The organism is Bacillus sp. EB106-07-01-XG149, assembly GCF_058791555.1.
The window spans coordinates 732,517-754,750 of record NZ_JBYTDP010000003.1 but is presented as its reverse complement, the minus strand read 5'-3'; the positions used below and the strand labels follow the sequence as shown (position 1 = coordinate 754,750).

General features: G+C 34.8%; 23 protein-coding genes. 7 read left to right on the top strand and 16 right to left on the bottom strand.

Annotated elements, in window-relative coordinates; genetic code table 11:
* Positions 1-23: 23 nt before the first annotated feature.
* From AC3WTA_RS16265 to AC3WTA_RS16240, 6 genes are all read right to left on the bottom strand, one after another.
* Positions 24-704: a prolipoprotein diacylglyceryl transferase family protein gene (locus AC3WTA_RS16265; RefSeq protein WP_000454855.1), complete on the bottom strand. Its 681-nt coding sequence runs from the start codon at positions 702-704 to the stop codon at positions 24-26.
* An 18-nt stretch (positions 705-722) separates the two neighbouring features.
* Positions 723-1,277 carry a TlpA family protein disulfide reductase gene (locus AC3WTA_RS16260; protein WP_000734017.1) on the bottom strand — a complete coding sequence of 185 codons (555 nt, stop codon included), beginning with the start codon at positions 1,275-1,277 and terminating at the stop codon, positions 723-725.
* Positions 1,278-1,295: 18 nt separating this feature from the next.
* Positions 1,296-2,009 carry a cytochrome c-type biogenesis protein CcdA gene (gene ccdA, locus AC3WTA_RS16255; protein ID WP_000990448.1) on the bottom strand — a complete coding sequence of 238 codons (714 nt, stop codon included), beginning with the start codon at positions 2,007-2,009 and terminating at the stop codon, positions 1,296-1,298.
* 53 nt (positions 2,010-2,062) lie between these two features.
* The gene (locus AC3WTA_RS16250; RefSeq protein ID WP_000871952.1) at positions 2,063-2,875 is read right to left on the bottom strand and encodes a M56 family metallopeptidase; all 813 of its coding nucleotides are present in this window, start codon (positions 2,873-2,875) and stop codon (positions 2,063-2,065) included.
* A 1-nt stretch (position 2,876) separates the two neighbouring features.
* On the bottom strand, positions 2,877-3,293 hold the full coding sequence (locus AC3WTA_RS16245) for a BlaI/MecI/CopY family transcriptional regulator (protein ID WP_000495069.1): 417 nt from the start codon (positions 3,291-3,293) through the stop codon (positions 2,877-2,879).
* A 107-nt stretch (positions 3,294-3,400) separates the two neighbouring features.
* Positions 3,401-3,799, bottom strand: coding sequence for a DUF3942 family protein (locus AC3WTA_RS16240; protein WP_002203438.1), 399 nt, complete (start codon positions 3,797-3,799; stop codon positions 3,401-3,403).
* Positions 3,800-4,192: 393 nt separating this feature from the next.
* Here AC3WTA_RS16240 and AC3WTA_RS16235 point away from each other — a divergent pair, with 393 nt between their 5' ends.
* Entirely contained in the window at positions 4,193-4,891 is a 699-nt protein-coding gene (locus AC3WTA_RS16235) for a peptidase E (protein ID WP_000762129.1), read from the top strand.
* Positions 4,892-4,947: 56 nt separating this feature from the next.
* Here AC3WTA_RS16235 and AC3WTA_RS16230 read toward each other — a convergent pair whose 3' ends face one another.
* Together AC3WTA_RS16230 and AC3WTA_RS16225 are read right to left on the bottom strand one after the other, a co-directional pair.
* Positions 4,948-6,357, bottom strand: a complete 1,410-nt coding sequence (locus tag AC3WTA_RS16230; RefSeq protein ID WP_000804154.1) for an MATE family efflux transporter — start codon at positions 6,355-6,357, stop codon at positions 4,948-4,950.
* A 100-nt stretch (positions 6,358-6,457) separates the two neighbouring features.
* Positions 6,458-7,222, bottom strand: a complete 765-nt coding sequence (locus AC3WTA_RS16225) for a DUF2087 domain-containing protein (RefSeq protein ID WP_001280300.1) — start codon at positions 7,220-7,222, stop codon at positions 6,458-6,460.
* A 212-nt stretch (positions 7,223-7,434) separates the two neighbouring features.
* Here AC3WTA_RS16225 and AC3WTA_RS16220 point away from each other — a divergent pair, with 212 nt between their 5' ends.
* Positions 7,435-8,220: an MBL fold metallo-hydrolase gene (locus tag AC3WTA_RS16220; RefSeq protein WP_000155068.1), complete on the top strand. Its 786-nt coding sequence runs from the start codon at positions 7,435-7,437 to the stop codon at positions 8,218-8,220.
* A gap of 361 nt (positions 8,221-8,581) precedes the next feature.
* Positions 8,582-9,004, top strand: a complete 423-nt coding sequence (locus tag AC3WTA_RS16215; protein ID WP_097860192.1) for a PH domain-containing protein — start codon at positions 8,582-8,584, stop codon at positions 9,002-9,004.
* Between the two features lie 149 nt (positions 9,005-9,153).
* Here the strand turns inward: AC3WTA_RS16215 and fumC are convergent, their stop codons facing one another.
* The 3 genes from fumC to AC3WTA_RS16200 form a co-directional block, all read right to left on the bottom strand.
* Complete coding sequence (gene fumC / locus AC3WTA_RS16210; protein WP_088057819.1) at positions 9,154-10,542, bottom strand: class II fumarate hydratase; 1,389 nt, start codon at positions 10,540-10,542, stop codon at positions 9,154-9,156.
* Positions 10,543-10,665: 123 nt separating this feature from the next.
* Entirely contained in the window at positions 10,666-12,069 is a 1,404-nt protein-coding gene (gene nhaC, locus AC3WTA_RS16205; RefSeq protein WP_088107015.1) for a Na+/H+ antiporter NhaC, read from the bottom strand.
* 322 nt (positions 12,070-12,391) lie between these two features.
* Positions 12,392-13,051, bottom strand: a complete 660-nt coding sequence (locus tag AC3WTA_RS16200; RefSeq protein ID WP_000119207.1) for a class I SAM-dependent methyltransferase — start codon at positions 13,049-13,051, stop codon at positions 12,392-12,394.
* A gap of 255 nt (positions 13,052-13,306) precedes the next feature.
* Here AC3WTA_RS16200 and AC3WTA_RS16195 point away from each other — a divergent pair, with 255 nt between their 5' ends.
* Both AC3WTA_RS16195 and AC3WTA_RS16190 read left to right on the top strand, forming a co-directional pair.
* Positions 13,307-14,272 (top strand): DMT family transporter, encoded by a 966-nt coding sequence (locus AC3WTA_RS16195; RefSeq protein WP_000371450.1) that lies wholly within the window; start codon positions 13,307-13,309, stop codon positions 14,270-14,272.
* A 16-nt stretch (positions 14,273-14,288) separates the two neighbouring features.
* Entirely contained in the window at positions 14,289-14,960 is a 672-nt protein-coding gene (locus AC3WTA_RS16190; RefSeq protein ID WP_002096738.1) for a GntR family transcriptional regulator, read from the top strand.
* Between the two features lie 56 nt (positions 14,961-15,016).
* Here AC3WTA_RS16190 and fbpA read toward each other — a convergent pair whose 3' ends face one another.
* On the bottom strand, positions 15,017-15,187 hold the full coding sequence (gene fbpA, locus AC3WTA_RS16185) for a Fur-regulated basic protein FbpA (RefSeq protein ID WP_000098301.1): 171 nt from the start codon (positions 15,185-15,187) through the stop codon (positions 15,017-15,019).
* A 193-nt stretch (positions 15,188-15,380) separates the two neighbouring features.
* On the bottom strand, positions 15,381-16,280 hold the full coding sequence (locus AC3WTA_RS16180) for a cation diffusion facilitator family transporter (RefSeq protein WP_000510057.1): 900 nt from the start codon (positions 16,278-16,280) through the stop codon (positions 15,381-15,383).
* 212 nt (positions 16,281-16,492) lie between these two features.
* Between AC3WTA_RS16180 and AC3WTA_RS16175 the strand changes: the two genes are divergently transcribed.
* On the top strand, positions 16,493-17,566 hold the full coding sequence (locus tag AC3WTA_RS16175; RefSeq protein ID WP_000825327.1) for a WD40/YVTN/BNR-like repeat-containing protein: 1,074 nt from the start codon (positions 16,493-16,495) through the stop codon (positions 17,564-17,566).
* 40 nt (positions 17,567-17,606) lie between these two features.
* On the opposite strand, the gene AC3WTA_RS16170 is transcribed toward AC3WTA_RS16175, so the two are convergent.
* Together AC3WTA_RS16170 and AC3WTA_RS16165 are read right to left on the bottom strand one after the other, a co-directional pair.
* Positions 17,607-18,707 (bottom strand): DUF4179 domain-containing protein, encoded by a 1,101-nt coding sequence (locus AC3WTA_RS16170; RefSeq protein WP_000653173.1) that lies wholly within the window; start codon positions 18,705-18,707, stop codon positions 17,607-17,609.
* Complete coding sequence (locus tag AC3WTA_RS16165; RefSeq protein WP_000840017.1) at positions 18,704-19,270, bottom strand: sigma-70 family RNA polymerase sigma factor; 567 nt, start codon at positions 19,268-19,270, stop codon at positions 18,704-18,706. Before AC3WTA_RS16165 ends, AC3WTA_RS16170 begins: the two co-directional genes overlap by 4 nt.
* Before the next feature lie 269 nt (positions 19,271-19,539).
* Between AC3WTA_RS16165 and asnB the strand changes: the two genes are divergently transcribed.
* Positions 19,540-21,363: an asparagine synthase (glutamine-hydrolyzing) gene (gene asnB / locus AC3WTA_RS16160; RefSeq protein WP_000334038.1), complete on the top strand. Its 1,824-nt coding sequence runs from the start codon at positions 19,540-19,542 to the stop codon at positions 21,361-21,363.
* A gap of 42 nt (positions 21,364-21,405) precedes the next feature.
* Here the strand turns inward: asnB and AC3WTA_RS16155 are convergent, their stop codons facing one another.
* A complete protein-coding gene (locus tag AC3WTA_RS16155; protein WP_002096740.1) occupies positions 21,406-22,233 on the bottom strand; it encodes a PP2C family serine/threonine-protein phosphatase in 828 nt (275 codons plus the stop codon).
* Position 22,234 lies beyond the last annotated feature (1 nt).

Here is a 22,234-nt window from a genome sequence, read left to right as displayed (position 1 = left end):
ACACTCCATATGTGGCTACCTTTTTATTTTTTCGGCACGAACATAATCCCTAAACTAATAACAAAGAAGCTCATTATTTGCTGTGCTGATAAACCAAATAAAACCGAATTTTGTTCACTAACAAGCGAAATAATGATATGAGCAACCCCTTCAATAATTAGAAAAACGCTTATATTCTTTCCATTTCCGAGCCTTTCATTTTTCATCCATAACAAGCCGATTATACAAAGGGTAAGGATGATCTCGTATGCGAAAATAGGATGATATAAAAATTTAGATTCATATATTTTCACACCCCAAGGCAATGTCGTTTGTACACCTATTTTGTGGTTGAATAGAAAATAAAAAATAATACTCATACATAGTCCAATAGGTAATGCATCAAGTAAAATACGAAGCGAAAATTGTCCCTTTTTACTTTTCCAAACAATGTATATACTCGCAATTACACATCCTGCTATAATATGCTGCATACTTCCTACAGCTAATAGTGCCTGCAATGGCGACCTAAAAGCCCATACTGGATTTATAATTGCCGGTGCAAATTTCCATACAAATACGATGACAAGAAAAGCATTTGTTACTGCATCCATCATTTTTTCATATGGTACACTTTCGTTCTTCATCTTTCGTTTCATCAACATAAACCCAAATAGACTTCCAATTATAATAGATACAGGTTGTAACCTCACGATCCACTCCATCAATACAAAATCCCCTCTTTAACTCTCAATTAATTTCTTAAATTTCTCTTCTAATTGATCTGGAGGTAATACGCCTCGCACTTGCTCTACGATAATTCCATCTTTATTAACAAAAAATGTCGTTGGTAACGAAAATACTTTATAATCTAATCCAGCTACTCCGTCCATATCTAGTAAAACAGGAAACTTAAATCCGTGACGATCTGCAAATGCGCTCGCTTCTTGTACTGGATCTCCGATTGTCGCATTTACCGCAAAAATTTCAACATCCTTTTTATATTTGTCATACATATGAACTAAGTCAGGTGCCTCCATTTCACATGGACCACACCATGATGCCCAAAAATTAATAAGATATGGCTTTCCCTTTGCATCATTTAACGAATACAGCTTCCCGTCTAACCCTTTTAACGTTATGTTTGGCGCTTTAAATCCTACTTGTGGTAATACTTCTGTTTCTTGTAACTCCGCTTGTTTTGCTTTTCTTTCTTTTTCTTCTTTCTTTATATTATAAAAATTAACTCCGGCCCAAATTAGTGCCCCGGCCAGTATAATCACAATTAGCTTCTTCACTTTTCTTCCTCCTCATTATTAAAAGCCTGTAAATCCACCGAATAGACGAATAAAGAATGCTGTAATTTTCGTCATTTGATTTGTATACAATAAAATTCCTGTTACAATCATCATTCCGCCACCAATTTTCATCATGACATTGGCATATGTAACGATCCATTTTACCTTCCCAATAAAGAATGCCATCACGAAAAACGGAACCGCAAACCCAAGGGTATACGCTGTAATATAAAGAAGTGCACCTTCAGGATTCGTCGCCCCAAGCATGAGTACAGCTGAAAATATCGGTCCAACACATGGCGTCCAACCCGCTGCATATGTCATACCGACTAAAATCGAGCGAATATATCCAGTCGATTTACTTCTATACTGTACCTTTTTCTCTGCCATAAGCCACTTAGGCTGAAACAAACCTGTCATAAACAGCCCCATCAAAACAATGAAAATCCCACCAATTTGTTGAATCAATTTTTGGTTAGATGAAAATGTTATTCCAATCCAGCTTACCGATAAGCCTAACGCATAAAATATAACCGAAAATCCGATCATAAAAAATACGGTATGTATGATCGCTGATTTTTGCATCATTCCACGATTTTCTTTTAAATCTTGAATAGACACACCTGTAATATACGATAAATAAGATGGATATAGCGGTAAAGAACATGGTGATATAAACGACAGTACCCCTGCCCCAGCTACAAGCCAAATTGTTAAATCTGCTGCATTCATTTTATTCCCCCTATAACACTACAATGAGTAGTGTTGATTCTTAAAAAAAGAGGCTATATGCACTCTCCGACAATAAGTACAATCGACATACAGAATAAACCTAATGTTACATATACCGAATTCGTATGCAACGGAATATTGAGCTTAACAAATTTTTCATTTAACACTTGCTCGATTCGTAAATTTATTGCTGTTTTTGCAAATGAAGCTGTCACACATCGATTTTCCATTGTCTTTATTTTAATTAATTTTAATAATGCACTACCTAACTCGAATTTAGATTTCATTTTTCGCATCGCATACTTATCCGCAGCTAGCTCCTGATACACATGATAGCGCTGCAATAACCCTTTTAATATCGGGATGTACACCATTCCTTCTGCTAATAACGTAAAACAAAATAATTTTAATGGATCTCGATTAGTTTGATGATATTCTTCATGGAAAATAATCGCATCCATTTCTTCATCTGAAAATGTTTGAAGCATGCCTTCTGACATGACAACTTTCGGACGAAATAACCCAATTGTAAATGCCGCAACTTCCGCGGTCGGCAATATATATATTTGTTTTCCTTTTCGAATGAAAGGGATAAGTACTTTTTGTAATTTTTGACTATAGAAAAATTGGCGCCAAATTCTTTTGCATACTATGAGTACTGTAAGTAATAGTAATCCAGCAATTATAATACGGATGAGCGATAATTCCTTCATATGTTGTTCTAATTGAAACAAGCAAAAATTTGAAAGAAAGAACGCCTTATTTTGAAACAGAAACGGATATGTAACGTAATACACTAACATACTGAAAAAGAGGGTACTAACAATTACTGCTAACAATACGATTTTACGCATTTGCCATTTCATTTCATTGATCCTCTTTTTTTAACTGACTCAATTTGTCTTCTAATTTTTTTATTAAAGTCGGATCAGCCTGCTCTAACTCATCTAACATATGATTTACAACTAAATCTCCAAATTCCCCCATCAATTCCTGTGTCATCTTCTTCGTTTGATTGGATAAGAATTCTTCTTTTGTTTGTACAGTACGATATATGCCACTTCTTTTCACAGTCTGTTTTTCTAAGTGGAATTTCTCTACTAACCTGTTCATAACTGTCATGACCGTATTAAAATTCACAGGTGATTCTTCACTTAATTTCTGCTGCACTTCTTTAATCGTAATACCCTCGGTGGACCAAACGATCTCCATAATTTTCGCTTCAAGTGGTCCAAAAAAGTGATTTAATCCTTGCTCATTTAACTTGTAGTTTTGAGTAAACATAATGTGGCTCCTTTCACACTACGAATTGTAGTATAAATTAAATGAAAGGTCAAACAAAAATGATATACACTAAAATTCACTACCTATAAATACGTAGGCCATTCCATTCATTTTAAACCTAACTTCTCTCCAAATGTATCAAAGAGATACTGCTCTAATATTTGCACACTAAACTTCTCATTACGTCCAAGTGCAAATAATTCCCGATCTTTCGCTACGATAGTATCTAACGGAATCACAACATTATCCACTATTTTTGTAATTTCAATGATGTTACTTTTGACATTTACCTCTGTTTTAAATTCAATATTTTCTAATACGATATGTGAACGTCTTCCTGATGTAAAGAAAGTAAAGTTAGGATTTTTAACAACGCCAATTTCAGCCTCTAACGCATATAAATAGTGAAAAATTATATCTCTATGTCCATCTTTTATTATTTTTTCATCCTTCTCATCATCTAAGTATTCTTTCACTTTCGTTGCAAACTCAAATCGAAAATCCACCTTTTTCACGCTCCCTCTTTATATTTTTATATTAAATAAATATATTGAAATAATTTTACCATATTGTAATACAAGTTCCTATTAAAAGTAAAAAACGATTTGTGAAATCCCTATTATTTCCGATTCCTTTTTAAAATATAAACACTAATGCAATATGAAATAATGCTTCGTTATATCCATTTAAACATATTGTTTCCATATTTTGAAACAATAGTATGAAGTATTATATATCAATAAAGTGTTTCCAATTCATTCTTCTATATAGCTATCATCACCTTTACTATTCCAATATATTTAAACCGCATTTTCTACTTATTCATTACGTAAGAGAAGGAATGTTACTCTCTTCTATCGAATTTTTATATAACAAAAATGATTAGGTGGTGCTTTACTATGAAATTAGCTGTCATTGGTGGCGGTGATTTACAAGATTCAAATCACTCGCCTATTAATGAGCGACTTATAGAATTAACAAATAAACAGTATCCAAAAGTATTATTCATTCCTACAGCTAGTCATGATGATGAAAGCTATATAAAGCTATTTTTAGACGCGTTCGAAAAACAATTACACTGTGAAGTACAAATTTTATGTACTATAGCTGATACACCTTCTAAATATGAAATAGACGAAATGATTCAGTCTGCTGATTTAATTTATCTCGGTGGTGGGAACTACATTCACATGCTTACACAATGGAAAGAACATAAACTAGATGAAAAATTATTATTTGCTTTGCAGCAAGGAACGCTCATTGCGGGGTATAGCGCCGGTGCTATGTGTTGGTTCACATCTAGTATCCGATCAAATTATGAAGGCTCTGGTTATATAGAGTGTAACGGTTGGGGGATTGTGAACAAAAGATTTTGTCCACATTATAATCAATTAAATAGAATGAACGCCTTCCATTCCTTTTTACAAAACCATCAAGGTAATATAGAAGGAATTGCACTAGAGGATAATTGCGCTTTATATATTACAGAAGAATCTTTTGAAATTATCGGTGAACCTGAAAAAGCATGGGAGTTTTATATGAGTGATAACGAGCTCATTAGACAACATTTTGATATCACTTTAAAAAGCTATTTGTAAACCTACACTTACAAAAAATGTCCCTAAGTATAATAGCTTAGGGACATTTGCATGATTTAACTCACTAATCGTGTAATTCGTTTCTTCTGCCATGAAAGTTTATAATATGCATACTGTAATATTAAGCTGACAATAAATGCTGCTGGATACCCAATCCATATCCCTTCTATGCCGAGACTTGTATGGTAAGAAAGGTAATACGCTACAGGTACTTCAACAAGCCAAATTGATACAACGCCGATAACAGTTGGCCATAATACTGTACCACTTGCTCGCATTGTCGCACTAATAATTTGCGCATGCCCGAAAATTAAATAACTCCATAACGTAATCATAACTAGACTATGAGCAATTTCAATTGTAGTTTGACTCGTTAAAAATAGTGATAGAATGTCTCTTGAGAACAAGTAAATAAGAGATATTAGCACACCACCGATGACATAGTTCATAATAATTCCGGCCTTCACAACTTTCTGCAATCTATCAAATTGATTCGCACCAATTGATTGTGCTGCAAAAATGGAAACTGTAATACCAAGGCTAACTGCTGGCATTTGTACATAACTTGCAACCTGATTCACGACGCCATATGCCGCTGTTGCATCCGAACCATAACGATTCACAAACGCGATTACCGCAATTTCAGATAATGAAACTAATATCATATTAATACTCGCTGGAATTCCGAGTCGTAGCAATAGCTTTAATAACTCCCCATCCATTCGAAGATATTTTCTTACCGTACTATCTAATTGTAGTGGATGATTTTTCTTCTTTAAATACACTAACATGACAATAAACGTAATCACTGTAGATATAACAGAAGCATAGGCTGCTCCATACACATCTAATTTCGGAGCTCCTAACCATCCGAAAATAAGAATTGGTAATAAAATCATATTTAGCGCTGTACTTACAATTAAAAAGTAAAATGGCGTTTTAGAATCTCCTGTACCTCTCATAAATGTTGTATATGCGAAATATAAAAATAATACTGGCATCGATATAAATAATATCCGTGCATAATGAACACTTATATCAATAATATTTTCTGGCGTTCCCATAAGGCGCATAATATCCATTGCAAAAATACTGCCTACTATCGCCAACACAACTCCAATAATAAAGGTAAATGTCAGCGTCGTACCAACGATAGCTTTTAAACGATCTTCGTTTTTAGCGCCAAACGCCTGACCAATTAAAATAGAACTACCTGAACCAATACCAATTACAAATGAAACGAGTAAGAAAAATAGCGGGAAGAATGCTGATATGGCTGCTAAATCATTCACTCCAAGCCATCTTCCTACTACTACCATACCGAATAATTGTCCAATCGATTGTAATACATTACTTAATAGTAACGGTACTAAAAACATGGACATCGACTTCCAAATCGGTTTACTCTCACTTTCTAACTTATGTGACTCCGCACCTTCTTTATTGTTATCTGTAGGTGGTTTCAAATTTCATTTCTCCTTTTATTAAAAATCTGTTTTTTCAACTTCTATCTCTTTGTATAGTTGTTATAATAATTTGCTTCTATTCATTTTCTTTTCCTTATGATTATAACTTCACCCAATATTGGCTTCCATCAGCTGTTCTATCTAAAAATCCATATTCAATTAAATATCTTCTTAAAGTTACAAAATCCGGGTATACACTTTCTATAACAGTATTCACTTCTTTTTCAGTGTACTTTTTATTACTATCAAACTTCGTCACTAAATGGCGTAATATAATTAATTTACGCTTTTGCTTTTTCGGAAATGTAGAAAGCGGTCCATCTAATCCTTCTGTAAAATGTGCTTTTAATACTTCATCATTTTCTTCTTCCGTAATATTGTAACGATCATCTACCATCGTTGCTGTTCTATGAATGGGTACAAATTTCGTTTGTACTTTTGATTTTTCTTCTGACAGTTCCATTAACGCTAAAAACACTTTCGCTTGCTTCATTTTCTCTCGAAGTGTAAATCGATGATTACGAATGGTTGATGTACTTCCGCCATCCATCTCTTTTACAATCTCTTTATCATTTAGCCCCATATGGAAAAACTGAACCATTTTCTTTTGCAAATCCGTTAAACCAGTATACTTCTTATCAAGGTTTAATAAATAATCAAACATAGACGTATGTTCATTTTGCACATGCAATTGTACAAACTTCTCTGCTTCATACAAAGCCTGATTATGTTGATAAATAACCCCCTTAATAAACGCTTCTCCACAAGCTAAACAAATATACTCCTCTGCTTCCGCTTCAAATACATACCCTTTCTTCAATTCTTCTACCGAAGCATCCCAAAACTTCTCTGAAATATCACTCACACTAAACACTCCTTTAAAATGTTTATCTAAAAACAGACATTTTCCAATAACGTTTACTATCTCTTCATCATCTTAACATAAAACAAACAAACACTTCAACGCTTCGTTTACCCATTTTGTAAACTTTTATAAAAACATCTATTAAAAGGGTTTGGTACAACGAAAAGCGAATGTATTTATATAAATTCATTCAATAGGATGTGAAATAGAACATGACTATTCCTCAAGACCCTTGGTTTACTGTAATGCAGATTGCACAAAATACATATGCAATTAGTGAATATGGACATTGGGAGAAAGTACATTCCTTCTTACTTATAGGCGATACTGCTGCAATTCTTATCGATACAGGACTAGGTATCGATAATATGAAACGTATAACGGACCAACTAACAAACTTACCCATTACAGTTGTCACAACACACGTCCATTGGGATCATATCGGTAGCCACGCACAATATGAAGAAATCTATGTACATGCTTTAGAAGAAGATTGGCTCATTAACGGCATAAAAGGACTCCCTATTACTCAAATTAGGCACGACATCGCTCGTGACATTACTTTACCTACACCTAAAACATTTCAACCTGAAACATTCGAGCCATTCCAAGGGACACCAACAAAATTACTACAAGATGGAGATATGATTGATATTGGAAATAGGAAAATTCAAATTATACATACCCCAGGTCACTCACCAGGACATATTTGCCTATACGATTATGAAACTGCGTTTTTATTCACAGGAGATTTACTTTATGAAGGCACAATTTTTGCGTTTTATCCAACGACTAATCCTGTAGACTTCGTCCAGTCTCTACACAAAATTACAAATTTCTCACCTATTAATCAAATTTACGGTTCACATCATACTCTTGGTCTCCCGCCTACTATACTGAAAGAAGTAAAATACGCTATTCAATATTTGAGCGATAACAACCTCATTCAACACGGCACTGGTACTCACTCATTCCAAAACTTCAGCATTCAATTTTAACTACAAAAAAGGTATTTCCGTATACGGAAATACCTTTTACCCATTATATATTCTATTTACAACCTCGACTAAAGCTTTACTTACCTGTACGAATATATGCTTTCGGTTTCCATCCTCAACAAATTTATTAGCACAACTACCCATAATCATCATACAACTAATTATGACTAATGCTAACTTTCTATTTTTGCAAGTCACTTTATACCTCTCCACTATTGCAAAATTCCATTTAAATTTATCCCATCAGAAAATTTTACATGAATAATAAAACGTGTGAATATGCAATTTTGCATATTCACACGTTTTATTACGATGTTGTGATTTAATTTAGTTAGAGTACACGTATACCGAGGTGACTAACTTGAATTTTAAAGCGAAAAAGAATCCATTTCACGTCATTTTTATTACATTATTTATCATTATGTTTTTCGTTCCGCTATTCTTCCAAAATAAAAATTCTATTTTTTTCACTCTCATGATGCTGTTAAATATCGTGAATCTTTCTTCATTCTATTTCTCTCACTACAACGTAACGGAATCCTCTCTTGTTGTAAAACATGGTTTCATACTGCGTACTGAAATTCCATTTGAAGATATTCGCCACATTACATACTCTGGCAAAACACTTCGCTCTGAAAAGTGGACTAGGCAGCAATTAGAAATCCATTACAATTTATTTGATTCTGTGACAACTTTCGTACCACAAGAAGAAGAAAAGTTCATTTCACTCTTAAAAGACAACTGTCCACAGATGAAAGTATTGAATATGCCTGCTAACAAATAATATATTTTGGTACTTGCAGTAATACAAATGGAAGACTTAAAAATAAATATCAAAAAAGCCAAGATTCTAAACATAGAATGAACTGCACCTCCAATTGTTAGACCGTGTCTAACAATTGGGGTGCAGTTCAAAGAACCTTGGCTTTTTTATTACTCTTTCGGAGCAATCATTTTTTTCGGATCGACAATTTCATCAAATTGTTCTTCTGTTAGTAGTCCAGATTGCAGTGCTGCTTCTTTTAGCGTTAACCCATCTTTATGAGCATGCTTCGCAATTTTCGCTGCATTTTCATATCCGATATGCGGGTTTAATGCTGTAACAAGCATTAATGAACGATTCACATTCTCTTTAATTACTTCTTCATCTGCTTCAATACCAACTGCACAATTATCATTAAATGAAACAATTGCATCTGCTAATAAGTGAGCGGATTGTAAGAAGTTATATGCAATAACAGGTTTAAATACGTTTAACTCAAAATTACCTTGACTCGCAGCAAATCCGATTGTTGCGTCATTTCCCATCACTTGCGCAACAACCATCGTTAACGCTTCACTTTGCGTTGGATTTACTTTACCTGGCATAATAGAGCTTCCTGGCTCATTTGCCGGAATAATAATTTCTCCTAGACCACTACGTGGACCACTTGCCAGCCAGCGCACATCGTTAGCAATCTTCATTAAATCAGCTGCTAATGCTTTTAATGCACCATGCGTATATACAGCTTCATCATGGCTCGTTAATGCGTGGAATTTATTTGGTGCAGAAATAAATTGCTTACCTGTAAATTGGCTAATTTCCTCTGACACCATCTCACCGAATTTTGGATGAGCATTAATACCTGTTCCAACTGCAGTACCACCAATCGCAAGCTCTTTCATATATGTATTGCTCTCAGCAATCATACGCTCTGTTTTTTCAAGCATACGGTGCCATCCGCTAATTTCTTGTCCTAATGTTAACGGTGTTGCATCTTGTAAGTGTGTACGACCAATTTTTATAATATGTTCAAATGCAGTTACTTTTTCTGCAAACGTTTCTTTTAATTTCGTAATTGCTGGTAATACGTGATTTTCTACTGCGATTACACATGCTACATGAAGTGCTGTTGGAAATGTATCATTTGAACTTTGAGACATGTTCACATCATCATTCGGATGAATATGTACGTCAGATCCCTTCTCCTTCAAAATTTGATTCCCTCGATTTGCAATTACTTCATTTACATTCATGTTTGACTGTGTACCACTACCCGTTTGCCATACGACAAGTGGAAAATGTTCATTCCATTTCCCTGCAATCACTTCGTCAGCTGCTGCCACAATTGCTTCTGCTTTTTCTTCTGATAGCTTTCCTAATTTTTGATTACTAAGTGCTGCACTCTTCTTTAATATGGCAAATGCTTTTACAATTTCAAGCGGCATTTGCTCTGTTCCAATCGGGAAGTTTTCTTTACTACGTTGCGTTTGTGCTGCCCATAATTTATCAGCCGGAACTTTTATTTCTCCTATTGTATCTCTTTCAATTCTGTACTCCATTTTTTCATCCCCTTGAAAATAAAATACCTACATTTCTCATTTTAACAGACTTTCACCCAAATGATAAGAATTCTCACTCGTATATAAAAAAAAATACCTCCTGCCATCGCAGAAGGTATTTTTTTATGATGCTTGCTTTCCTTTTTCAACGTCATCTACATACCAAATGAATTTGCCTGTATATCCGTAAATAACTGCTAAAATTAACGATACGAAGCTTAACCACATAAATGGAACGTATGAGAACGTTGCTACACCTAAAATACCAGCCATAAAAATACCATTATCCGACCACGGAACCATACCAGAAGTTAACGTTCCACCAACTTCTGAGTTACGCGCTAATACACGTCGATCTATTTTTAATTTATCATAGCTATCTTCCATAATTTTCGGTGTTAAAATTAGTGATACGTACATCGCACAACCAAATATATTAGCTAAGAATGCCACGATTAATGTAGACAATGTTACATTGCCTGCAGAATTTAATTTCTTCTCAAATTTAGATACAATCACTTTTAAAACACCTAGTTTTTCAAGTAATCCACCAAATCCTAAACCGAAAATAATAACGGCCACTGAGCCAAGCATACCGTTAATTCCACCACGGTTTAATAACTTGTCAACAAACTCAACACCAGATTGAATTGAAAATCCGTTATACGCTGTTCCAATCGCCTCTCCAAAGTTCATTCCTTGGAAAAGAGCTGCCCAAATTGCACCAATTAAAGCTCCCATTGCAATTGTCGGCATAGACGGTTTCTTCATCGCTAATAGAACAATAACAATGACCGCCGGAACAAGCATCCATATTTTAATATCAAATTGCTTTAATAAAGCTTCTTTTAAAAACTCTACTCGATTCAAATCTACATTATCGCCGCCATATATCCAACCAGCTACAGTAAACATAATGCTAGTAATAATATAAGCCGGAACATCTAATACGAGCATAGCTCGAACGTGAGCAATAACGTCTACTTTCGCCATAGAAGCTGCAAGAACTGTACTATCAGAAAGTGGTGATAATTTGTCGCCGAAATAAGCTCCTGAAAGAACTGCACCCGCAACCAGCGGAAGTGGTAATCCAAGTCCCTCACCAATCGCCATCATAGCAATACCCGCTGTTCCTACTGTTCCCCATGATGTTCCTGTTGCGATAGAAGTAATCGAACAAATGATTAATGTTGCTAATAGGAATATGCTAGGGTGAATAAATTCTAATCCATAATAGATTAATGTTGGTACTACGCCACCAGCAATCCATGTTCCAATTAAAGCACCTACTGCAACTAAAATCAGTATTGCTTCTAATCCGTTAGAAATTCCTTTCGTAATTGCATCTTGCAATTCTTGATAACGAAATCCTAATCTTAATCCAAGCGCAATTACTAAAAACCATGAAATAAATAGCGCTAATTGAATTGGGAGATCAAAAATCGTTTGGAAGGAAAAGACAACAGCAAGAAATAGTAATAAAAGAACTATGATTTCTAGCATCGATGGTAATCTTACACTTTTCATTTTTTCTCTCCTTACAAGTCGATAACATGACGTGTGTCGTCTTACATGTATGTAATATACAATTAGCGAAGACAAAACAAAATTTTCATATTATTTCGATTTATTTTTCCAGTATAATATAACACCTTTTCTATTGTAAAAGTAGATGTTACTTTTCGCAATGGAAAATATAAAAAATGTTACATTTTTATATAGAACAATCCATAAATAACTTTTTTAATATTTGCCATAACAAATTTTTTACTATTATCCTCACCTTTTAAGGACTACCATTTTTCCCCACAAAAAAGCACACATCATTAAAATGATGCATGCTCCACTTTTATTTATACATATTTTGTATTTCTTCTTTATTTTTAAGTATTTCCACAAACTTATCACTACAACCTTTCGGAAATAACACTCCGAGCCCATATGAATGCTCAAACTGAAAATGAGGGTACTTCGCTTTGACCTCATCCCAAAATTTATACACGCCGAAATTTCGATCTTTCACCTCAATATCGTGAAATAACACGATACCGTTATTCGCAAGTTTCGGTAACCATGTTTTATAATCATGAGAAACTGCTTCATACGTATGATAGCCATCAATATGCAACAAATTTATCGTTCCATCTTGAAACTGATCCACAGCCTCATCAAAAGTAGACCGAATTAAATTCCCTATTTGAGGATAACTCGTGCTCACGAATTTACTCACTATTTGAAAAACACCTTCTCCGTATGGACCTGTGTGCTCATCTCCTGCCCAAGTATCTACAGCAAAGCATTTTGTAGATACTCCTCCATCTTTTACCCCTTGGCAAAAACTAAAAAAAGAAGCTCCTAAATGTGTACCTAACTCAACTAATATTTCTGGTTTTTCAAATCTTACTAAATCATAAGCGAAGTTTAAATGTCCCACCCACGCAGAGTTCATTCGAATATATGGACTATATTGATCAAATTCAAATGTTGGTTTATAAGTAACCCAGCTCATCACATTTCTCCTTCTACACATATTTTTAACAAACCAAATTACTCTTATCTTTATTTTTTTATCCTCTTGATTATGATTTAATTTTATAATTTTATCTCGCTTTATTTCACCTACTCACTTGTATCGTAAACATAACTGGAACTACTAAAATCCCCACCTTCTAACACAGAAATTTCAGTTTATTTTTTATTCAATTCGTGATATATTGCATATTGTATCCAAAACGAATTTTTAGAAAAGGAGAATTAAAACTATATGGATCCAAATCGTTTAAAAGGAATCATTATGGTTGTAATTGGTGCTTGTTTATGGGGCTTGTCCGGGACTGCTGCACAACAACTTTTTCAATATGAAAATGTTTCTACTGAATGGTTAGTTACAATTCGTTTGCTTATATCTGGCGTTATATTGCTCATGATTTCATCATTCGGAACGAGAAAAAAAGAAATATTCGGCATATGGAAACAAAGATCTGATGCTACTAAAATGATATTGTTTGGCCTATTCGGTATGCTTGCCGTACAGTACACGTACTTCGCTTCTATTAAAGAAGGGAACGCTGCCGTCGCAACATTATTGCAATATTTAGCTCCTATATTTATTACTGTATACTTACTTTTCAAATGGAACGTTCAGCCATCAAAAATTGATTTCATTTCCATTACCCTTTCATTAGTAGGCACTTTTCTCTTACTAACAAACGGGTCTGTTCATAACTTAGCTGTTTCTACACCGGCTATTATTTGGGGTATTTTATCTGGGTTATCTCTTGCTTTTTATAGTTTATATTCCAAGACATTACTAGAAAGATGGTCTTCCTCTGTTATCGTTGGATGGGGCATGATTATTGGGGGTATTGGCGTTACGATTCTACACTTTATTTCTACAAACGAATTCATTTTATTATCGACTATGAAATATGTAAAACTAAGTACCCTACCGCTCATCACATTTGTCGTCATTTTCGGGACACTGATTGCATTTTATTTATACTTAGACAGCATACGATACCTGACTCCGAAAGAAACGACATTATTCGGTTGTACTGAACCACTCGCAGCTATTATTTCTTCTGTACTTATATTACACGTACCCTTTCAATCTTTTCAGTTATTAGGTGCTTTTTGTGTCATTGTAATGGTGCTCATCTTAAGCCAAAAACCGGATGAAGGGAAACAGGAATTAAATTTTGTTCATGAGAAAAAAGAAAATATACAATGAAAGGATTGAATTCACTATGCCTATCCCTCAAAATTATAAAAAACAAGGAAGAGTTTCGGCAAAATCACTCGTTTTAAATCAACTACAAGATTGGATTATTGAAGGTGTACTGCAGCCTGATGAAAAAATTAATGATGGGGAATTGGCTGAAGCACTAGGAGTAAGCAGAACACCTGTAAGAGAGGCACTTCAAATATTAGAGCTTTCTGGATTAGTGGAAATGGTACCTGGACAAAAAACAAAAATTTCTCCTATTAAGTTAGACGACATTCCTATCATTTATGAAACGATGGCTGGTCTTCACTCTATTATAGGAAAGCAAGCTCTTCAAAACATTACAGACGCTGATTTGAAACTACTTTCTGAAATAAATGCTGATTTTCAGCGCTCTATAGAGAAGAAAAACGCAAAACAAGCTTTAAAACTAGATATACAATTTCACAATACAATTTCTTCTATTGCTAAAAACCAATATATTGAACCCTTTCTAGAAAATATGCAACTTCATGTTCTACGCCTTGAATATTTGTTTTTCCAAAACTTTGTTCCGGCAAGTCAATCTATTGAAGAACATCACTCTATCATTCAAGCATTGCAAAAGCAGGACGAAAAACAAATGGAACAAATGATGTCTCAAAACTGGCTCCGTCCAATGAAAGAAATATCAAAAATAATTTCTACGAAATAATAATAGAGCTGGTTACACAAAATCGTAACCAGCTCACCTTTTACTAATCTATATAGCTATGCCTGAATATCTGCATAATCTTCCATATCTTCGTACTCTTTTTCCAATTCTTCTAAAGACAGCTCGTATAATTGTCGGTCGCGAATCTTAAACACACCTGCTCCAATTAACTCATCAATTAAATGCCTCTTACGATTTTCAACAGCAAAACGGAGTTGACTACTCATCTTTTAAAAAACTCCTTTCTACGATCATTGAAAATGATAATCTTTATCAATTACCACTCTAGATTATAAAAGATGACTCTTTATAAGTAAAGTAATTTCATGAAATATTTACCTTACAAAGTATTTGTGGCCACATTATATATATGTATGTCACGCGAAAAATGTTATGACACTTTTTCTAATCCTTTTTCTTTCATACTTTGCAAGTTGTCTCACTATGATTAAATTCACCATCTATTTCTACTTGAATAGTGACATGTTCTACATGAAACTTCTCCTTTAATACATCCGTAGCCTCTTTTAATACATTTTGCGTTTCATCACCTTTAATAATCAAATGGCAAGTTAATACTTGAAAATCAGATGTGACAGACCATATGTGCAAATCATGAACTTCTTTTACAACCGTAATATTTAATAATGTACTTTTTACCTCTTCAACATTTATGTGCTGCGGTGCACCTTCCATTAATATATGGACGGTATCACGTGTTACACGCCATCCGCTAATAATGACTAAAATAGACACAAGAATACTAGCAATCGCATCAGCAACAGTCCATCCGAAAAATTTAATACATAGCGCTGCAATAATCGCTCCGACTGATCCTAATAGATCGCCTAATACGTGTAGGAAAGCACTTCTTAAATTCAAGTTACCCTTCACATCTCCGCCTCTCATTAATATCCAAGCTGATAAAATATTAATAAGCAGACCAAGTACAGCAATAATGAGCATCCCATTACTAGCAATCTCAACTGGTTCTTTAAAACGGCGAATTGCTTCAATAAAAATGTATACTGAAATGACAATAAGAACGACACCGTTACATAATGCCGCTAACATTTCGACTCTCTTATACCCGTATGTTTTCGCAGCTGTTGCTGTTTTTTCTCCAAGCTTAAACGCAAGTAAACTTAACGCTAAGGATACTGCATCACTTAACATATGCCCCGCGTCAGATAGTAGTGCTAAACTATTTGTTACAAATCCCCCAATCACTTCAGCAATCATAAAACTTGTCGTTAATACGAAAGCAATTAGTAACGCCTTTTTATTGTTAGAATGACCGTGATCATGTGAATGTCCCATACAAATGCTCCTTTAAGTGCAATATCTGTATGTTAGTATGAAACAAACTCCCCCTCTTTATCCCCCATTAACTGCCCATAAACGTCCGCTTCCTCTACCTACACACTTCGCTATTTTTCAAACAAGTCCTTTTTCTCAACAAAAAATAAGACTACTTCTTTTTCAGCTTCATATTACTTACTAATGAAAGAATTTTTAAGGAGGTTACTAAAATGAAACGTTTATTTCTCTGTATGGAGCGAGAACTTGTTGTAGTGAAAGAACAATATGGTCACTTTGAAACAGCGTATCACTTACAAAATATGCAACCTACCTGTATCGCTGTTGATCCATTTCAAAAGAATCGTGTATACTGCGGAACATTTGGACGAGGTTTATGGTTAAGCGACGATGGCGGGGATTCGTGGAAACCAATTGGAGATTCATATCGTTACTTTGATTTCCCTAAAGAAGATGGGATTTTACACTCTTCGATAACTTCCATTACGATAAGTCCTAATGAACAAGTTAACGGCTATGGCGTCGTTTATGTCGGCACAGAACCGAGCGCTTTATTCCGTTCGGAAAATGGTGGTGAAACGTGGACTGAACTTAAAAATATGAAATCATTATTATCTTCTTACACGTGGGCTTTTCCGCCTAGACCTTTCACCCATCATGTACGCTGGATTACAGTTGATCCAAACAATCCAAATACAATCCATGTTTCAATTGAAGCTGGTGCTGTTATTCAAAGTAATGATAGAGGGCATACATGGATTGATAAAAAATTCGGTGCTCCTATCGACGCTCATCAATTACTTATGCACCCTGAAGCTCCAAATCGCCTTTATGCATCATGTGGTGACGGATTTATGGGCGGACCTGATCGCGCATACCTTGAAAGTTATAACAATGGAAACAGCTGGATCTCATGCAGTGAAGGACTTGAACATCATTATTTATACAGCATGGCTATCGATCCGGCCGATTGCGATACGATTCTCGTTTCTGCCGCACCAAGTGCTGACCTCGCTCATCACCGTATTCCTTATGAATCTTATATTTATCGTAAAACGAAAGATACTCCGTTCCAGCAATTGCAGCAAGGTCTACCATCTGCAATTGGTACAGTCATTTCAATGTTTGCGACAAATCCAGCAGAACCACATACATTTTACACTTTAAATAACAACGGCATGTTTCAATCCAATGATAGCGGCGAATCATGGGAACAACTAAATATTCCGTGGAAAGATGAGTATAAAAAGCAGCATCCGCATGCATTACTCGTAACTAGTTTTTAACGGAAAAGAGACTGCCTAATGTTTTTAGGCAGTCTCTCTTTTATTTCTTTAAATCAATTACGATATCATCTAGAACAATATCTTTACTCTTCTCTTCTTTTTTCGGCACTTCAATTTTCTTCTCTTTTCCATTCACATATTCCACTCCACCATGATTTTCAGGTGTATGAACTCGCAAGTGCACGTGAGGTGTAACGATAAGCTTTGTTGCATTTTCGTTTAGTTTTTGGAATGTGGCACTCCATCGAATATTGTAAGGATCGTTGCCACTTCCCCCATTTCCTTCACCCGAATAATCATTCCCTAGATCATCCTTAACCGTCAATTCAACATCTACACTATCCCATTCTTTCCTCGCACCCTTAGAAACTTCTTGATTGTAATAAAGAATAAATGAAACCGGCGACATTGCGACCTTTTCCATATTTGCTTTTATACCTTCTTTTTCCGAACTTCCACCAATTGTTCTCTCTTTACTATCCATTGATTTTACAGTTAATGCGAAATTCCAATTACCTTGTATTGATTTTTTCCTATCTGGCATCTCTATTCCCTCTATATTCCATCTAAAGTTTACTTTGTCCTTTTTATTAATATCATGGTGCGTCGTTGTTACCATACCTACATACTTTTTTTCAGTAACTTTAGTCATTTTCCCACTTCCTGAACTACCATGAGCGTCCATTATATCCAATCCGCCTAATATAATAGGATCATCCCCTAAGTCTTGCTCACTTTCCAGTGAATACGTTATAGATAATGTTCTGCCATCAGAAATTACATCATTAATTGTAACCTTAACCCCATTACTCTCTCTCGTCATATTCAATTCAGTCGAAAACTCTTTATAATTTTCATATAACCCTGTTCTACCATTATCTAAAAATCGGAATATGTCACCTACAATTGGCAATCCCCCGGCATATGTAGGAAACCCGATACCAAGCGTTGCAACTGATAACCCTACTAAAATAGATGCAGCAGCGACACCCTTTTTCCAACTTTTCATCTTTTTCTTCGTACGTATCGATTGTTTTACATTACGTTTCACTTTTTCTTTTTCAATTTCAGAAGCCTCAATTTCCTCAAGTTCATTTTCATCTATATCAATATCATTTAATAGTTCATAAATGTCTTTCATATTGCACTACCTCCAAAACTAATTTTCGTAGCATTTTGTTGTAGTTTCTTTTTTCCCCGGTACACCCGGTTATCTATGGCTGCTCGGGTTAATCCTAATTTCTCTCCGATTTCCTCTGTCTTCATACCGAGAAGATATTTCATAATGAATACTTTTTGATCTAACGGTTCTAATTGGTTAAGAAGCTGCATTAATTCTTCCCTATCTTCCATAACGATTAATTCGTCTTCCGCTGACTTTTCCGTACTGATATGAAACTCATCTGAAATAATTTCTACTTTATTAGTCGCTTTTCGGTAATAATCAATTGCTTTAAACTTTGCAATCGCTGCAATCCATTTTTTAAAATCATTCGGCTCTCCATGAAACTTATTTGCGTTATTCCAAATGGAAAGAAAAATATCATTTATACATTCTTCTATTAATCCATCATTTTGAACCGGAAGAAGAACTTTGTGCGTAATCCCCTTTATGAGTGGTAAGTATGTATCGACAACAAATTCTAGCGCATCTTCTTTTTGCCGTTGTAATCTTTTTATAAAATTTTTCTCATTTGATTTCATGTAGCGATTCCCCTTATTTTTTTGTAAAAGCTTTTACACCCTATATAACGTCTTACAAAATATTTTCTCTCATCTTTTTTATTTTTTGTATGTAATGGAATACTTTCCCTTAGCTATTGTCTCACATAACTATGCGTTCAAAGAAAATTTTCTCAAGTCTGCAATTTAATTCATGTAGTACACTATTTATGTAGTGACTTTTTAACTTGATGTACATTTTATTTCATTAATCTACTTTTCAACATTTTAAACTAGGAGATGAGATGTGTATGTGTGGAATTACAGGCTGGGTAAATTGGAGTAAGGATCTTTCCAATGAACATGTTATTTTAGAAAAGATGGCAAATAGTATTCAGCATCGTGGTCCTGATGCTGAAGGATTTTGGTTTTCACCACGTGCGGCCTTTGCACACCGGCGTTTAATTGTAATTGATCCAGAAGGCGGGACACAGCCGAAGACATTTCGTTCTGGTGATTATACGTATGCTCTTACTTATAATGGAGAAATTTATAATTTCCGTGAACTGAGAGAGCAACTTCGAAAATGTGGTCATGCATTTGAAACGCATTCAGATACAGAAGTGTTACTACATGCTTATTTAGAATGGAAAGAAGATTGCGTACAACATTTAAACGGAATTTTCGCTTTCGCCTTATGGGATGATCAGAAGCAACAGTTGTTTTTAGCACGTGATCATTTAGGCGTAAAGCCACTCTTTTATACTGAAAGAAATGACAGCATTATTTTCGGATCTGAAATTAAAGCATTATTAGCTCATCCATCTGTTCCTGCTGAAATTGATGCGAATGGCATAAACGAAATATTTGGATTAGGCTTATTTCGAACTCCAGGATGTGGCGTCTTTAAACATATTCAAGAAGTTCGTGCTGGACATTCTATAACGTTTACACGTGATAAAAAAGTAGTTAAGAAGTATTGGAATTTAGAAAGTAAAGTTCATACAGACTGTACTGAAGATACATCATCACATATTTTATCTATTTTACAAGATACAGTAAAAAGACAATTAATTGCCGATGTTCCTCTCGTCTGCATGTTATCGGGCGGGTTAGATTCTAGCGGTATTACTGCACTAGCGGGGAAAGAATTTGCCACTGAAAATAAAACACTTCATACGTATTCCGTTGACTTTGTAAATAGCGCAAAAGATTTCGAGCTGACATTTGCTCGCACTGGTTTAGACGCTCCTTGGGTAAAACGCGTTTCTGAACATGTAGGGACATCGCATCATGATATTATTGTGAATGCTGAAGAATTAGCAAATCACTTATTCGTCCCTCTCCGTGCAAAAGATTTACCGAGTGCTGGCGAAATGGAAACTTCACTATATTTACTATTTTGCGAAATGAAAAAAGATGCAACTGTAGCTTTATCCGGAGAATCTGCTGATGAAGTATTCGGCGGGTATCCTTGGTTTCATCAAGAAGAATTACTATATGTCGATAAATTTCCTTGGCTAACAAATTGGAAAAACACTTCCCCTCTTCTACTAAATGAAGTAAATAACCAATGCAACTTAGAAAACTATATTGATACACGATTCCAAGAAGCGATACTTGAAGTACCTACTCTTGAAGGTGAAAGTAAAAAATCCGCGAAACAACGTCAAATGTTTTATTTATTTTTAACGAGATTTCTCCCATTCTTACTTGATCGTAAAGACCGTATGAGTATGGCTGTAGGCTTTGAAGTTCGTGTACCGTTTTGCGATTATAGATTAGTTGAATATTTATGGAACGTTCCTTTCAATATAAAAAGCATTGATAATATTGAAAAAGGCATTTTACGTAGAGCACTGCAACCTGCTTTACCTGACGATGTACGCAATAGAAGAAAAAGTGCTTATCCAACTTCACAAGATCCACATTATTTACAAACAATCCGTCATTTATCACTCGACATGTGCAGTAATAAAAACAATCCTATCTTCTCACTTATTAATCATTCCACATTACTTGCCATTGCCGATCAAAGTAATAAAGAAATTAACAATTTTGAAGCAAGAAGTGCTATGGAATATATGCTACAAGTAAATGAATGGTTGAAAACGTATCATATTCATATTGCTTAACAAAAAGGAGTTCAAGGATAAAAACCTTGAACTCCTTTTATATTAATTAGCGCATCGTTTATTTTCAGTGTCAATAGACCACCCAATAATAGTGGCACAATCTCTACCTTTCCACTGCAGTACATTTGTTAATACTGGCTCAATCTGTAAGCAACTTCCGTCGTGCAATATTTCTACTAAAGATTGATCATCATCAAATTTTCGTTTATCACACTCTAAAATACCGTCCGTTGCCATTACAATGTGATTCATTCCTTTTTCTAATCCTCTGACACCTGATGTAAAGCAAGGTGTATTTGCAGCAAAAATATTTTTCCTACCAATATATTCGTAATTCTTCCGTTTATTTAACCGCCCTTTACCATTCTTCGTTTTTTCAGAATGGAATAAATATGCGAAGCAATCACCAACTGATAGCCAATATAAAAATTCGCCTTTTCGCAAACAAATTAAGCATGCAAGTTCCTCATCATCTTGATCACATTTTTCAATAAACAGTTCATCTGTAAATAACGCTAATAAGTACATATGCGTATGATGAAAAGCTAAATGTATCGGGTAAGAAAATAACTCTTTTAGTTTCTCTTTTCTTTCTGAAATTGCTTCTATTATATAATCGATATTTTTTGTTTTGTGGTGTGTATCAAAAATCATAACAAATTCAAATTGTAATTCAGGATCCCACCAAGCAAGCACCGCATCTCCTCTTTCATATGCATCACTTTCTTGATTTCCCCCATATACGCCGACTGAAAGAGGACCACATTTTTCAACATGTATTTCATCTACATACATCTGTTCATGACTCATCCATTTGAATGTATTCACAGCTATCATCCTCTCTCTTGCTAAATGTATACCTTTACACATA